12 protein-coding genes are annotated in these 15,126 nt (G+C 39.4%); 4 read left to right on the top strand and 8 right to left on the bottom strand.

The annotated features are described in order from the left end of the window. Nucleotides 1–28 precede the first annotated feature (28 nt). The 4 genes from AAYR28_RS03920 to AAYR28_RS03905 form a co-directional block, all read right to left on the bottom strand. Nucleotides 29–1,069 carry an NAD(P)/FAD-dependent oxidoreductase gene (locus AAYR28_RS03920; RefSeq protein ID WP_061110584.1) on the bottom strand — a complete coding sequence of 347 codons (1,041 nt, stop codon included), beginning with the start codon at nt 1,067–1,069 and terminating at the stop codon, nt 29–31. Between the two features lie 153 nt (nt 1,070–1,222). Beyond that, nucleotides 1,223–1,852, bottom strand: coding sequence for a rhamnogalacturonan acetylesterase (locus AAYR28_RS03915; RefSeq protein ID WP_120208574.1), 630 nt, complete (start codon nt 1,850–1,852; stop codon nt 1,223–1,225). 151 nt (nt 1,853–2,003) lie between these two features. Continuing rightward, nucleotides 2,004–2,468 (bottom strand): DUF6884 domain-containing protein, encoded by a 465-nt coding sequence (locus AAYR28_RS03910; protein WP_041116240.1) that lies wholly within the window; start codon nt 2,466–2,468, stop codon nt 2,004–2,006. Beyond that, entirely contained in the window at nt 2,469–3,014 is a 546-nt protein-coding gene (locus tag AAYR28_RS03905; RefSeq protein WP_034283737.1) for a VanZ family protein, read from the bottom strand. Between the two features lie 176 nt (nt 3,015–3,190). Here AAYR28_RS03905 and AAYR28_RS03900 point away from each other — a divergent pair, with 176 nt between their 5' ends. The 3 genes from AAYR28_RS03900 to AAYR28_RS03890 all read left to right on the top strand — a co-directional run bounded on the left by AAYR28_RS03900 (nt 3,191) and on the right by AAYR28_RS03890 (nt 4,510). Further along, entirely contained in the window at nt 3,191–3,769 is a 579-nt protein-coding gene (locus tag AAYR28_RS03900) for a TetR family transcriptional regulator (protein ID WP_046314349.1), read from the top strand. An 81-nt stretch (nt 3,770–3,850) separates the two neighbouring features. Beyond that, complete coding sequence (locus AAYR28_RS03895; protein WP_034283735.1) at nt 3,851–4,195, top strand: DMT family transporter; 345 nt, start codon at nt 3,851–3,853, stop codon at nt 4,193–4,195. Continuing rightward, nucleotides 4,196–4,510, top strand: coding sequence for a DMT family transporter (locus AAYR28_RS03890; RefSeq protein WP_041116238.1), 315 nt, complete (start codon nt 4,196–4,198; stop codon nt 4,508–4,510). A gap of 93 nt (nt 4,511–4,603) precedes the next feature. Here the strand turns inward: AAYR28_RS03890 and AAYR28_RS03885 are convergent, their stop codons facing one another. From AAYR28_RS03885 to AAYR28_RS03870, 4 genes are all read right to left on the bottom strand, one after another. Further along, the gene (locus AAYR28_RS03885) at nt 4,604–5,416 is read right to left on the bottom strand and encodes a leucine-rich repeat domain-containing protein (protein ID WP_101676717.1); all 813 of its coding nucleotides are present in this window, start codon (nt 5,414–5,416) and stop codon (nt 4,604–4,606) included. Between the two features lie 380 nt (nt 5,417–5,796). Then, complete coding sequence (locus AAYR28_RS03880; RefSeq protein ID WP_101676716.1) at nt 5,797–6,123, bottom strand: hypothetical protein; 327 nt, start codon at nt 6,121–6,123, stop codon at nt 5,797–5,799. Further along, nucleotides 6,116–6,718 carry a class D sortase gene (locus AAYR28_RS03875; RefSeq protein WP_065215141.1) on the bottom strand — a complete coding sequence of 201 codons (603 nt, stop codon included), beginning with the start codon at nt 6,716–6,718 and terminating at the stop codon, nt 6,116–6,118. The genes AAYR28_RS03880 and AAYR28_RS03875 overlap by 8 nt, the downstream gene beginning before the upstream one ends. Nucleotides 6,719–6,735: 17 nt before the next feature. After that, nucleotides 6,736–12,888 (bottom strand): SpaA isopeptide-forming pilin-related protein, encoded by a 6,153-nt coding sequence (locus AAYR28_RS03870; RefSeq protein ID WP_345808933.1) that lies wholly within the window; start codon nt 12,886–12,888, stop codon nt 6,736–6,738. Nucleotides 12,889–13,597: 709 nt separating this feature from the next. On the opposite strand from AAYR28_RS03870, the gene AAYR28_RS03865 reads away from it, so the two are divergent. After that, entirely contained in the window at nt 13,598–15,106 is a 1,509-nt protein-coding gene (locus tag AAYR28_RS03865; protein WP_098676640.1) for a helix-turn-helix domain-containing protein, read from the top strand. Nucleotides 15,107–15,126 lie beyond the last annotated feature (20 nt).

Here is a 15,126-nt window from a genome sequence, read left to right as displayed (position 1 = left end):
AGCACTTTTGCTATGTTATTTGAATGATTTAACGAGCTCCAGCCGTTTGTAATTCTTTGTTTTTCTCTTTAAAGCGTTCGTTATGAGAGGAAACGTACGCCACTTTTTCAGCTTCTGGTTCGATGTAAAGCTTCGCGCTATTCAGTGCATTGACTCCATCAACAAACGTGCCGGCAATTAAGCGGACCTTGCTTTTATGTGTACACAAGTCGCCTACCGCATAGACGCCCGGTAAATTGGTTTCCATTTTTTCATTAACCTCGATCAGTCCCCATTCACCTTGCTTGAGGCCCCATTCTGATAGCACGCTTAAATCGCCTTTCATCCCGTGATTGACGATCACAGCATCTGTTTCGATTCGTTCTTTTTCACCTGTCTCTATGTTTTGAATGGTGACCGCATCAATTTTGTCGCCTTGACCATGCAGCTCTGTTAGTTCATGCGGGGTTAAAATTCGTTTGCAAGTTGCCTTCATGTTGGCGACGTTTTTCTCATGTCCGCCAAACATGTCACGGCGATGCACGACGGTGACACTTTCAGCAATCGGTGCAAGAGCATTGGCCCAGTCAACCGCTGAGTCGCCGCCTCCAGAAATCACAACCCGCTTCCCTGCAAATGTCTTAAGCTCCTGGACAGTGTAATAAAGGTTTGTCACTTCATAGCGGTCTGCATCCTCGATTTCAAGTTTCCGCTGAACTGGAATGCCGTGACCCATCGCTAATATGAGGGTCTTTGTCAAATGACGATCACCATTTTCAGCCGTCAGTAAGATGTGATTATGTTCATCTCGCTCGAATGACGTGATTTTTTGATTCAGTGCAATCTCTGGTTCAAATGTTTTCGCCTGTGTTTCCAGCTGCTGTATCAGCTGTTCTCCTCTTGTTGGCGGCAAACCGCCGACATCCCAAATGACCTTTTCAGGATAAAGAAGGATTTTCCCGCCAAGGCTTTCGTTGTACTCAAGTACCTTCGTCTTTAAGTCCCGCATCCCACTATAAAAGGCGGTGTACATGCCTGCTGGACCGCCGCCAATAATGGTGACGTCAAACAATTCAAGCTGATCTGTCATTTGAGTCCCTCCAGTTTTCCATCGAATGATCTATTTTTCAGTGATATTGATTCTCATTATCATATGTACCTATTGTAGTCTACTCTAGTGAAGGGAATCAATAGCTTTCTACAAAAAAAGAACAGGACGAGCGCTCACTCGTCCTGTCATCCATCACACAATGGTTAAACCAAGGTCTTTTAATTCAAGAGAAACAAGTCTTGCAATCGCATCTGCGCCTTTTTTTGTAAAGTGCGTGCGGTCCTCAATTCCTGTTGACAGCATAAAGTAAGAGGTCGTTTTCTCTATACCAGAAATTTGATAAAACTGAAGGCTTGCCGTATTTAAATCAACGAGAAGGACTTCTTCTTCATCAGCTAATTCTTTCATAGCGGCACAATAATCAGGAAAATCATTGATAAATTCTCCGTCTTTTTCATGAAAACGGCCGACTGGCGTGAGTAAAAGTGGTGTTGCCCCCTTTGCTCTTGCTCCATGAATATATTGAGACAGGTAGCTTTTATACGTCGTGAAAGGATCTGTATGCCGCTCAGGCTTTTCCCTGGAAGCATCATTGTGCCCCATTTGCGTGAAAAGCCAGTCTCCTGGCTGAATGTCAGCCAATATGTCATCAAGGCGTCCTTCTTCAATGAATGTTTTTGAGCTTCTTCCCCCAATGGCACGGTTCTCGACGTTCACCCCTTGCACTGTATAGCGGTGTAAAAACTCTCCCCATCCTCCTTGAACAGGACGATCTGGATAAGATGAAACGGTCGAATCACCAGCTAAATAGATGGTTGTCATGTTCATACGCCTCCCTTTTTCATTGAGCCACTTCACCGAGCGATACGGGCATCCTATTGGCTGCTGAAAAGATATGAAACAATCAGCATCGCTATTTCAATTATTCTCTTTTTAATGATCAAAACCCTGCTTACCGGTAGATGTGAATGTGTTAAATATGCGGCGGAAGTTCTATTTTTGATTCCACTGCTTGATGTAACGCCTGAAGCATGTAGCCAATTCCTTTATATGGAGCCAGCGGATAATTTGCTTTTTGATGAGGCTGTAATAAAGGGTCGATCACTTTTCGATATTTCTTTCCACCTAGTACCACCAATTCATCATATGCGAAAAGATTTTTTTGATGAAATTGCTGGCTCAGTTCTTCTCGTGTGATCTGCTTAGCATGGGGTGTACCAAAAGCAACATCATAATTTTCATGTATGATATCATCTGCCTTTAAGAACCCGTGCTTCGCTGATAAGATCATCCAGTCTGAAAAAAAAGTTTGGGCATAGCTTTTCGTACGCTGATGCAGCGGACTTAAATAAACGAGGTTCGCCGGCTGGCTCCCTGCTTCTGGATCGACGTCCCAAATTTTCTTCGCGCCACATGGAATGATACAAACTCGCTTCACTCAGGTTTTCTCCTTCCTTTTTCGATAGATCTGATACACGATACAGCCTAGCGCTGTGCCAAGTGTATTTAAAAGAATATCATCAATATCGCTGCTTCTTGTAATGATACCAGATTGTGAGAACATCCATTGGAGCAATTCGATCATGGTTGACAGGAGAAAGCCACCAAGAACCGCCTTTTGCCAGCGCATGGTTCGAAAGGCTTGATATAGAAAAAAACCGAGTGGTACAAATAACAATATGTTGCCTGCTAAATTTAAAAAGACAAGATTTGGATAGCCGTGATGGTAGGCGTGAAGATTTTGATAAATGGACTGCAAAGGCAAGAGATTAACACTCACCTGATCTCTTGGGGCGGAAAAACGATTTGGAAAGACCGTCAAATATAATAAAACATTCGTATAAATAAACAGACTGGCAAGAACCAATTCTGTCCGCAAATAAATAAAACGATTGTGCTTTTTTGCCTGTCTGTATCTCATATGTAAATAGAGCGGGACGAGCAGGAGAAAATAAGCAATGGAAAACATAGCACTGGATGTCATACAGAAAGCTGCCCCTTTCTCACATGATGATGCTTGACCATATTTACAGCTTATTCAGGCTTGCCCGCATCTATTCATCACTTATTCTCACATTCAATGAAGAGAAAACCATATTGACAAATCGTCATTTTCTCGCTAAACTGAATGACATTCAGTCAGTTAAGGCCGGTGATGATATGTCGAAACGAGAAAAGATTATGCTTGCTGCGATTGACGCGTTTAAAGAAAAAGGAATCGAAAAGACGACCATTTCGGATATTGTGAAAGCAGCAGGAGTAGCGCAAGGAACGTTTTATTTATATTTTCCTTCAAAGCTTTCCGTCATGCCTGCTATCGCTGAACATTTGATCGCACAGATGGTGCCTGCGATCGAAAAGGAATTAACTCAGCATGCAGATGTCCTCGATCAAGCAGATGCGCTTGTTGAATTCATTTTCGCTTTTACAAGGCAATACCGTGATGTCCTTGCCTTGACCTACTCAGGCTTAGCCGCCACCGAGCATTTAAAGGAATGGGAAGATATTTATGAGCCAATTTACAAATGGGTCGCTGCTTTTTTAGAAAAAGCAAAGCAGGACAAAAGGGTCCGTGCGAATTTGAACTGTCAATATGCAGCCAAATTCATTATCGGTTTACTTGAATCTTCTGCTGAGCAAATGTATTTATTTACGGAAACAGATACAGAAGAGGTTCTGATTCAAAAGCGAGAGGTGAAGCAATTTCTTCTTTACGCACTTGGCTTAGAGACACCTTAACTTAGTACAGCACTTGCTGTACGCTCTTTTTTGGTTTCAAAATGACGATTCGTCATTTTTTAAGTTTTAGGAGGAAATACGATGAAAAAAAGCTGGATGTATGTTGCACTCACTTGTTTATTCGAATTACTTTGGGTGTTTGGTTTAAATAGAGCTGATGCTGTGTGGGAGTGGGCGGTCATTATCTGCCTGATCCCGGTTGATTTTTATTTTTTAATGAAGGCCTGCGAGAAGCTGCCGACAGGGACTGTGTACGCCGTGTTTGCCGGAGTTGGAACGATTGGTACGTCATTGATGGATTATGCGCTGTTCGGCGGTTCGTTTTCATTAGAGAAGCTCTTATTTATGGGCATTTTAATTCTCGGAATTATCGGACTGAAAGTGTCTGATGGAGATGCACATGAGCAGAAAGGAGAAGCGGTATAAATGGGCTGGTTTTTTGTACTGTTAGCCTCTGCCTGCGAAATCGGCGGAACCATTGGCCTCAATATGTTTAGTAAGAAAAAGCAATTCACGACAGGCATTTTATTTGTCGGCGGGTTTGCCTTATCCTTTTTGTTTTTATACGCCTCGTTCTCATCCGTTCAAGTATCCGTCGCCTATACGGTCTGGATTGGACTTGGAACGGCGGGCTCTGTCTTGTTTAATATGATTCTATTTAAAGAGCCGAAAAACATGGTTCGTATACTGAGTTTGCTGCTGATTGTGATTGGTGTGGTTGGGCTCAAGCTGTTTGCGTAATTGAATCACAAGAAAGAAAAAATTTATGATGGTATTAGCCATTACAGTAGCAATAGAAAAAGCAATGGAATTGATGTTCCATTGCTTTTTAAGTTAATTTATATACTTTTCTTGGTACGCTTTAAATTGTTCTTCGTATTTTTGCAGCTTTGCCCCATCAACTTTTGAATTTAATTTCGGTTTTCGCTTTCCAATCACCATCACATCTTTATCTACAATAGGACTTGATAAAAAGATGTATGGCGCAAAACGATCACACTTCGTATTTGGGAGGGTTACGGATAACCTGGCATATTCTTCTGTCGGGAATTGGTTCGAAATTTCAAGTTCCTTGAGTCCCACTAATTCCGATATCGGCTCTAAAGACTCGTTCTTCACTTTTATATTTGATAAACACAGATATGTTAAATTCTTGAGGTATCTTAAAGGTTGAAGAGTATTTATATTTAATGTATTCCAAATCCCGCCTGATAATTGTAGAAATTCTAAACCAGTGTTTTTTTGCAAAGGGGCTATGTCATTCAACTTTGAAAAATCTGTTATGGATAAAGATTTTAAAAACGTGTTTTTTGATAAATCCCATAAACTTTGTGCCTTTGTATTCCATTCAAGTGCCAATACCTCAACATCTTTAAGAGAACTGATGATTGATAAATCTTCTACTCTCAGTTCATGCACAAAGAGCATTTTGGGATTAACTAAGCTTAAGATCATATTGAATTCCTTTTGGTTCACTTTGTAAATCCACAATTTCGTCAGGTTAGAAAAAGATTTCAACCTTTCAATATTTTTTGTTTTTCCTGTGATTAACAACTCAGTGGAATTTTCATCTACATCGGCTAAATCATGAACAACTTCTGGTCGTGCATCATTACGAAAAATATATTCAGGGTGTTCTTTTAGCATTCTTTTACCTCCACACCTACTAATTACGGATGATCTAAAATAAATTTTATCAGAAGTTTGGAGTCAAAACATGATCATCTTTAACTCTTTCCGATATTTCTTCCGAAGAAACAGGGGAAGGGATAAAAACTAGATGATCTTCTTTGGTCGCCAATCGTTTCAATTTAGAAATCAGTCTCCACTAAGTCCTCGATGTCGAATTGTTTTACAATCCGCCGATGATTACGTCTGTTTTCAATTCATTCTTATCCTAATTTTTGTACGAATTGAAATAATAAAAGAACTCCAATTCATATACGAATTAGAGTCCTCATTTATGACTGATTTCATTTTTCTAACTTAAAATCGAACCCATTAATCAAGCCTCTTCCTTTTATTGTTTAATGGGTGTCTTGCTGCTCGAGCAAGAGATCCATTGCGTAAATCGATTCGCCTTTCTCATCCAATAAAAAGTACACAATCAAAGGCTCTCCAAAAGCTGCTGTCTGCTGCGTGAACAAAACACAGGTGAATTTTTCAATACCAATTGGCAGCTTTCTTTTTAATAAAGGGTGAAGAATAGGCGAAGACCGAATTGTATCTACATCAACTTCCCAACGTTCGTTTTTTAAAGTTGGATAATGCTCTGATAACAATTGGTGTAACATATCGGTCGTGAGCGCTGCTTTTCCATCGCATCCATCATTTATTATGTTGGTGTTATACATCCGATGGCTGCTCACCCTTTGAAGCGTTGATTCGTATTCCTTTTAAGACAAATCGTTTCTGACCATCAAGTGTACAAGTGATCAATGTCAGTTCATTTTTCCCACGATCCTTTAGTACATCCACATCCGTCGGTTCAATCGTAGCAGAGCTGACAATTTTATATTCGTATGTTTCCGCTTGATGATGTAAGACAACTTTTTCTCCTTTAGGTACCTCTGGCAGCTGACGGAAAAGACGGTCGCCTCTATACCCTCTATGCCCTGCAATCGTAAAATTCCCTTCACCTGGCATTTGATGAGATTTAATTTGAGTCAGTGCAATACCTAAATTTTCTTTTGTTGTAACAGGAAGCACTTTTTCGTTTAAATCAATTGACGGGATCTCTAGCTCCATCACATTTCGCAGGTCTTCTTCTGACACAGTTAGATGTGGAATAGTAGAAAGAGCATCACTGTCATTTTCTTCAATCATCTTTAATGCCTGTTCCATTGCTGCTGTCTCTTGAGAAGTTCGCCACTCATATAGAAAAGGAACGGAGATGAGCATTAGCCCCGCGACCACCAAAAAGCTGCCAAATAAGGTTCTTTTTTTCATCAATACACTCCTTCCTTTTACTGAATGGTTCTTCTTCTAAGAACAAGGAGAACAGTTCCAGACACTACTAGTAAAATCCCTGCATACATCATATAACGCAGCCATTCTTCTCCAGTCTTTGGCAGCTCACCGTTTGAGTCATGAGGCGGATGCTGATCCCCTTTATCTGAGGCTGGAGGATTCGTGTGGTCCTCTTCATTCTTCACTGGTGCATTTTTCACAATCATTGTCTTGATCTCCACTTCGCCCATTTGAATTGTAAAAGCGAGCGGTTTCTTTAAAGCTACATAACCATCCGGTGCTTTCGTCTCTGTGAGTAGATACTCTCCAGGTTTAAGCCCTTTGACAATGGCTTCTCCGTCTTTTCCTGTTGTCACAGATTTTATGGTTTTCCCGGCTTTTGTACGAATGTCAAAGGATGCCCCTTTTAAGGTTCTATCTGTCTGCTGATCTACCTTTATGATACGCAGACTTCCTAAGATCAAGTGATTCTTCGCTGTTAAGTGAAGCGGCTTCTGCTGATTTTTCTCAATTGTGAACAGGATCGGCTTATCATCCAATTGATAGCCATGAGGTGCTTTCGTTTCAACGAATTGATATTGTCCCGGTTTTAAATCATTGATGTGAAGCTTTCCTTTTTGGTCCGTTACAAGTGATTTCTTCAACGTTTTTCCTTCTTTACTCAGAAGAGCAAACTCTGCATTTTCCAGCGGGTGTCCCTCATCATCCACTTTGGTCAGTTCCACTGCTCCCGGCGTCAGCTTGTTAATCATTTCTACTTTTGCTGGTTTGTCTTGACCTAATCGAATCGTAAAGGTGACAGGTGTCTGATCCAATTCATAGCCGGCAATGCTTGCTGTTTCGACAAATCGATAGGTGCCTGGCTTCAGTTGATCGACTGTTAGTTGACCATTTTTGTCTGTCTTTAAGTCTTTCTTTATACGTTGATCGTGCTCATCAAGCAGATCGAAGGTCACTCCATGGAGTAACTGACCATCTTCTCCTTTTTTCTGAAGCTGCACAGCACTTGTCGTCCGAATATTTTCTTTTGTCACTTTCACCAGTTGTTTTGGATTGAAATCAATCTTAAAGTCTACTGGTTCTGCATCTAGTTTATGTCCAAAAGGAGCCTTCGTTTCAACCAATTGGTAAGCGCCTGGTTTCAAATCGTTGACGGTGATGATGCCTTTCTCGTTGGTTGTTAAACCTGACATCAATTCTTTACCATCGTCATTGAAAAGGGTAAATTCTGCGCCTTTCAATCTTTCTTTTTCTTCCCCTATTTTTGTGAGTTCTACAGAACCTTTCTTAAGCTGATTGATTGCCTCCACTTGAATCAACTCTTTTTGACCTAATTCAACTTCAAAGACAAGTGGTTTCGCACTCAATTCATAGCCTTCAAGACTCTTTCTTTCAACAAATTGATAGGTTCCAGGTTTTAGCCCTGTGAAGGTGATCTTTCCATCCTGATTGGTTGTGATTCCTTCTCCTCCTGCCACTATCTTTCCTTTATCATCAGATAGATCAAAGACAACCCCTTCTAATGATTTCCCATCTTCGCCTTTTTTGTGCAACAGCACTCCGCCTGTTTTGCGGCTATTTTCTTTTGTCACACTGACCAGCTTCTCAGGGTTAAATGGAATAGCAAAAGTGACAGGTGTTTCGTCAAGCTCATGACCGAATGGAGCCTTCGTTTCAACAAACTGATAGGTTCCAGGTTTCAGATCGTTGACGATGATTTTCCCGTTCTGATCAGTGACGAGACCTGTTTTCATCTCTTTTCCATTTGCATCTACAAGCTTAAATTCTGCTCCTTCAAGCACATCATCCTTTTCACCGAGCTTCGTGAGCTGAACAGATCCAGTTTTGAGATCATTGATCACTTTGATCTCTGCTGGTGTTTTTTGTGCGATTTCGATGGTAAAAGGATAAGGTTTATTATTCTTTTGGTAACCATCAACACTCTCTGTCTCCACGAGCTGATATTTGCCCGGTTTGAGATTATCGACCAAAAGCTTCCCATCTTCATCTGTTGTCAAATCTTTACGCACAACTTTGTCATTTTGATCCAAGACTTCAAATCGAACACCTTGAAGCTTCTTGCCATCTTCCCCTTCTTTTAACACTTCTAATGCACTTGTCTCATATAGGTTCTTTTGCGAAATGACGACTGGTTCCTTTGGATCAAGTGGTACTTCAAATTTGATTGGCGTTTCATCTAATACATAACCATCTGGTGCTTTTGTTTCAACGAGCTGATACGTACCCGGCCTTAGTTCGCTTATCGTGATCTTGCCATTTTCTCCTGTGACAAGCGAATCTTTTAACTCATGCCCGTCTTGATCTAAGAGCTTGAACTGTGCACCTTCTAGTCGCTCTCCGCCTTCACCTATTTTGCTCAATTCTGCTGAGCCTTTGATGATGTCATTTACTGCGGTGACAGTCGTTGTTTCTGTTTGATTTTCTTTAATGGTGAACGGCCATTTTTGCTGATTTAATTGATAGCCTTTCGGTGCGTTTGTCTCAACAAAATAATAGGAACCTGGCTCAAGATGTTTGAAAAGGATTTCTCCTTTTTCGTCCGTTTTCAAATCGGTTTGGACGGTCTCTCCAGATTCATTTTTCAGTTCAAATTCTGCATTCTCTAATGCTGCACCCGTCTCTTTGTCTTTTTTCGTTAACTTGACATGCTGGCGGATTTCTTGGTTCTGCACCGTCATGCTATTTCCTGTTTTCGCTTGATCTCCAGATTCGTAAGGCTGATCAATCGTTACATGGATTGGATCCTTCGTCTTAATATAACCATCAGGTGCTTTCTCTTCTGTCACGATATATTCACCATACAGAAGACGATCAAATCGAAGAGCTCCTTCTTCATCTGTTGTCTTTGTACCAATGACGATGCCGCTCGCAGCATCTGTCAGAGAGAAACTTGCTCCTTTTAGCGCTTTTCCACTACTCGCATCTACCTTTTTAATGGTTAAAGCACCAATCGATCCTGTGCCATCTCCCATGCCAGCGGTGCGTTTCACCACAATTGAGGCTTCGGATTCCTTTTTGATTTCTTTTACATTTTCACCTCTAAACGTTACTTCGTTTTGAAGTGTACTTCCCACTTTATCTAAAATGAGAGATTGGTATTCTAAAATATATGGCCTTGTGATTTCTTCTTTAAATTTAATTTGAAAAGAATCTGGATCAAATTCAAGGTCTAGCTCATAATCCTTCCCTTTTTCCAGCTCTTCTGCTTTTGTCACTTGCCCCTTTTCATCTATTGTCGTCGAATAGAGATGAAATGAGTTTTCTATTATGGCTTGGTTACTGCTTGGATGGTCTATAATCGTCGCATCTTGGACTGTTGATTGACCAAAATTGATATTCAGTTTCCAATCAATGACTTTCCCTTGCTGATTTCCTGATTTGCTCGTGTATTTCCCCCCATTTGGAATGGACACCACTGCATTCACATCAGATTCTTTTGTCTGCCCATCATAAAGGGTCGCTTTATTTTCGTAGGTTTTCTGTACTAAATCCATTCCTTCAACACTTGTTTGATACGTGATTTTGTATGGAGAATCAATGGCTTTTTTGAAAATCACTTCGAAGCCTGTTTCTCCCTTTTCATTTTCAAGGAATTTGATGTCATAATGTTCTTTCGCTAATACCTCTTTTTCTTCTGCTCCATTTTCCCCGCCTTGTAAATCAAGCGAATAGACGATGATTGAATCTTTAAGCAAACGCTGGTTTCCTTGAATGAAATCCTCGATTCTCGCCTCTTCTAGATGTTTCAAGTTATAGTTCACACCGATATTCCATGTGATCTCTTTTTTCTTTGCATTATAAGTTCCGTTTTTGAAGCCATTTGACTGCGTGTATGTGTCAGGCGTGAAGACAGACTGATTTTCCTTCGTCAAATCTTTGCCATCTTCATTTACCCATTCAAGCTTTACATGATTACGCAAGTTCTTTTGGTCTTTATCTGCTCTTTTTTCATAATCAAAAGACGTTGTATATGTGACGGTATGTTCTGTCTTTATTTCTTTCGTAAATTGAATATCAAATCCATTTGCATGTTCAACGATTTGATAATCTGTGCCTTCTTCAAGCACTGTATTACCTGTCGTCACTTTTAAACTATCTTTTTGCAGCGTCAATCCTTCGTTTGTAAACGTATCTTTTAATGTCACATTGTTCATCGTTTGTTGATCTTTGTTGAAGGTGATACGCCAGGGAATGGTCTTGGTCTTGTAATTCGGTGTTCCATGATTTTTCGTTAGGATTTGCTGGTCAATTCTTTGCTTCCCTTGTTTGCTCTCTTTGCCAGCTGTTACCGTATTGATAATCTCTTCAGCTTCAAAAATCCGCTCGGTTGCTTTTGTTTGATAGGTGATGAGATAAGCCGATTGAATATCTTGATTGAATTGCAAGGTAAACCCGTTTTGTTCATCCTTTTTTTGAGGTTGAACCACATAATTTTCAAACGCTTTTGTTCCTGCTTCGTTGCCATTTTGATCAATTGTGACTTCTTTGACTTGAATGGAATCAGATATCAGCGCCTGTGTGCCGTTAAAGAAGTCTTCTAACAAAGCGTCCTTTTCAGCAATCTTTTTTTCGTTATAGTTATAACGAATTTCCCATGTAATTGTTTGTGTGACTGGGTCGTATTGGGCGGCTTTTTTATTTAAAGGACTGCCTCTTGTCACATTCACTGTGCCTTCTGCTGAACTGATCACTTTATCACCAGAGACAAGGGACGCTTTATTACGAAACGCAGACTGGTCTTGATTCGTAATGTCCGTTTCATACATTAAACGGTAAGCTAGATGAACGTCATCTTTAAATTCAATCGTGAAATCTTGACCATCTGCTGTTTGGCCAATTGTGTAGTGGTTTTCGTCAAGCTGCTGACCAAGCGATGTTTCACCATTTAGCTTTGTATCAATACGATAAAGCTTGATTGAATCTTTTTTCAACGCCTGACCTTCTTGAATCGGATCTAACAGTTTCGCTTGTTTCACATCTTCTAAATCCATATTAAAATCTACTGTCCATTGAATGGTTTCAGCATTGTAAGATCGATTTGGTTCTCCCTTTTTAGAGACGTTTGGGCCATTTGGAATGTATTGAATCGGGATTGATATTTTATCCTTTCCTTCAATCGGGGTAATGACCACTTCTTTTTCTTCAGTAATGACAGTTTTTTTATCTAATTGCGTCCACACTTGAAGTGTTCCATGGATATTTGAATATTGTTTAATAAAATCAGTGAATTCGATGGAGGCATTTCCGCTTTCATCTACAGAAAAATAACCAATGGTTGCCTGATTAAATTTCATCTCAAGACGATCGATTTTTTCATAAATCACTAATTCCTCTGGAACCTTGAAATGGAATTCATCCCCGCCATTATAGCTATGACCGTTCGGGATGGCCCACTCATAGTTAATGGAAATCAGCGAGTTGATATCAGGCTTTTCAACTGAATTTCCTTCCTGATCTTCAAAGATTAATTTCGCATCAGTGAGGAGATTTTCTTGTATCAGCATTTGTTTTGAAACACTTTGCAGCCCTGCACGCTTAGATACGCTCACTTTGTTTTTTAGTAATTCATCTTCATCGTTTTGTTTCGTTTGAGCGGCTTCTTGATTGTTAGAAGCTTTATCTTTCTCAGATGAGATTGAGTCATCTTTTGGAAGGCTTTCTTCACCCTTATTTTGCTTTGTTTTCTCTTCTTGCTGAGTTATACTGGTGACATCGATGTCAATTGATCCTTCTAAATTTGGATCGATCTCAACATCTTCTTTAAATTTCACCGTCACTTCATTTTGTTTTGAAACGGTATACTCGCCAACAGGTATGTCACCCACAGTAATGGGTTCCTTCTGCTCCTTCTCTACCTGGATGGCTGAAGGAAGAGTGAGAACATACGGATATTGTTTTTTTAGATCAATTCCTTTTATAGACCAATGCACAGTGGCCTTTCTTACTTGCTGATCTTCCATGCTTGATAACTTATTGCCTTCGCTATCAGCAAATTCAATATCCCCATAAATGTTTTCTTGAATTTCTTTTGCTTGTGCCCCTGCTAAAGGCAAGACTCCTAATATACTAGACTGTATGACTAGCACTGTAATGAGTGCCAGCGACAATATTCTTTTCAATACATCCACCCTTTTCTAAAATTAATTTTCAACAACGATAAAAAAATCATTCGTATACTGTCAGATCAATCACCCCGCTTCTGATCAATATTTTCTAAAAATTGCACCTTAAGACCCTATGAATAAAATGAGTTGATCAATCATGAGCTTGAAAGGTCATCATGAGTAGTGGATTGAGTAAATGGATTGGGGTCTATAGAAATGGGGAATAGTGAGAGGATCGTGAAAAGATTAAATGTGAATTTTTATATTTATACTGGAATGAACAATAAACGATGTGTACATGCATATATAAGCATGTATTCACATATGGTTCGTTCATATGAAACAAGCATGTATCATATCGTATGTAAGGTGAGTCAGTTCAGCATTATATAAATCGCATTCCTTTCTACTCCCTTTCATATGGTAATCAAAAATCTGCTGCGTTTTATTCTTACATTTACCGTTTCAACAGCAAAAAAATAAACTTAAATATCTAAAATGATCCATTTTTATAGGATTCATGGCTTACTTATCACCTTTTAAAAGAAATATATGGAGAATCAGGGAATAACATTTGTTTTCGTCTAATTTTTTTCTCTTTTATCATGAAAAGTGAAGACAAAACGATTTAGCCTAAACATTAAAATCATTTTATGCCTATTTAGAAAATCAAATGTTCTTTAAGTGAACTTCATCATATAGAGGCAAGCCAAGGGAAGGAGTTAGTTGTTTAATGGAGCTCATTGATAATAAATCAAAGAGATGGATAAACATTTTAAAACTGCTTGTATCAAAAGATAAGTGGTGGAGCCTTCAAGAGATATCGAATGAAAATATCGGTTCCGTTCGTGCCATTCAAAGCGATTTAGAACAAATGAAGTCGTTCCAAACAGAGAACGGAGAGCCGTTAATCCACATAAAGCCAAGACAAGGCATATCCATTTGTTATACACAGACGATACGAGTCGACTACTATATCAAAGAAATTCTAAAAGATACGATTGAAATTCGATTGATTGACGGCGTTTTCTTTGAACAAAACAGGTCTTTCTATGAATGGATGGACACGCTGAATATCAGTAGATCCACATTGTATAACACCATTCATAAAATCAATTCGCTTCTTATCTCGTATGACATTGAGTTACGACCAGATAGTATGCAGTTCCATGGGAATGAGAAGGAGATTCGTCAATTTTTTGTGGAATTTTTGTTTGAAGTCTATGGAAGCAGGCTTTGGCCATTCGATGATATTCAAAAGCAGGATGCAGTTGATTTTTTACATAAGCTTTTTCAGGTGCTCGAAGTCAATCTACCTGATGTGGCTATAGATAAATTTTGCCTATGGCTCGCCGTTTCCATACACCGAGTGAGGAAAAATTTTTCAATACGACGCAATTATAGGTACTCATTGGATCAGGAAAAACAAACATCTACAGCTAAAGGTATCTATAATCAAATCAAAAACTTGGAAGAACACGTTTGCCAAATGACAAAGGACACTTTTGGTGTTACGTTGGATCGTCACGAATTTGTCTTTTTACTATTGATTGAACCAGCTATTGGCCATTATAAATCAATTGAAACTGTCGAAGAAAAATTGATGTTCTTTCAATCGCATACACCACACCTCTTCGAAGCCATTCATTCCTTTATCAATCAATTGGAGTTGATTTTTCATCAAGAGGTGGCTAATCGCAAGGCGATGACACTGATTCTTCTCCAATATTATGTGTATTCTAGGGAAATTACCGTAAGAGATGGATTCCTTTTCAAAAAGAAATCGAGGTATTTATCAGAGGTAAAAAAACAGCTTCCTTACTTCTATTCGAGGATTACTCATATCATCCAAGAGCTAAAAACAGACGATATACTTGCTTCTTTAGTGAAAAATGAACGAGAATTGATTCGTATCATTACTTCTAACTGGAGGGGGCTTGTTCATTTGGAAATGGATCGGAGAAACGTGTTGAACATTTTTGTCATTTCAACATTAGGTTATAATCATAGCTTGTTGATTGCGGATTTAATTAAATTAAGATTGCCTCCTCTCATTCATATTTTCACAAGTCCAGAAAATACATTAAATGAACTGACAATGGATCGACTTGGGATTGATATGGTTGTGACCGATACTGAACTTCCTAATCAATTAGGACGGTCTACGCTGCTGATCAGCTCTTTTCCAACAAAGAAAGAAGTGGACAACTTGCACTCAAGATTGGTTGATATGACAAACTAATATTCACAAGAAAAGCTGCT

Source organism: Bacillus safensis (genome assembly GCF_039619585.1).
Classification (GTDB): Bacteria; Bacillota; Bacilli; order Bacillales; family Bacillaceae; genus Bacillus; species Bacillus safensis.
The sequence above is the reverse complement of the archived record's forward strand: the minus strand, read 5'-3'. Positions and strand labels throughout refer to the sequence as shown.

Bases quoted from the DNA above. Each gene is read 5' to 3' on its own strand.
- AAYR28_RS03915 (WP_120208574.1), bottom strand. From the start codon at position 1,852: ATGACAACCATCTATTTAGCTGGTGATTCGACCGTTTCATCTTATCCA.
- AAYR28_RS03885 (WP_101676717.1), bottom strand. From the start codon at position 5,416: ATGCTAAAAGAACACCCTGAATATATTTTTCGTAATGATGCACGACCA.
- AAYR28_RS03900 (WP_046314349.1), top strand. From the start codon at position 3,191: ATGTCGAAACGAGAAAAGATTATGCTTGCTGCGATTGACGCGTTTAAA.
- AAYR28_RS03895 (WP_034283735.1), top strand. From the start codon at position 3,851: ATGAAAAAAAGCTGGATGTATGTTGCACTCACTTGTTTATTCGAATTA.
- AAYR28_RS03865 (WP_098676640.1), top strand. From the start codon at position 13,598: ATGGAGCTCATTGATAATAAATCAAAGAGATGGATAAACATTTTAAAA.
- AAYR28_RS03890 (WP_041116238.1), top strand. From the start codon at position 4,196: ATGGGCTGGTTTTTTGTACTGTTAGCCTCTGCCTGCGAAATCGGCGGA.
- AAYR28_RS03880 (WP_101676716.1), bottom strand. From the start codon at position 6,123: ATGTATAACACCAACATAATAAATGATGGATGCGATGGAAAAGCAGCG.
- AAYR28_RS03920 (WP_061110584.1), bottom strand. From the start codon at position 1,069: ATGACAGATCAGCTTGAATTGTTTGACGTCACCATTATTGGCGGCGGT.
- AAYR28_RS03875 (WP_065215141.1), bottom strand. From the start codon at position 6,718: ATGAAAAAAAGAACCTTATTTGGCAGCTTTTTGGTGGTCGCGGGGCTA.
- AAYR28_RS03905 (WP_034283737.1), bottom strand. From the start codon at position 3,014: ATGACATCCAGTGCTATGTTTTCCATTGCTTATTTTCTCCTGCTCGTC.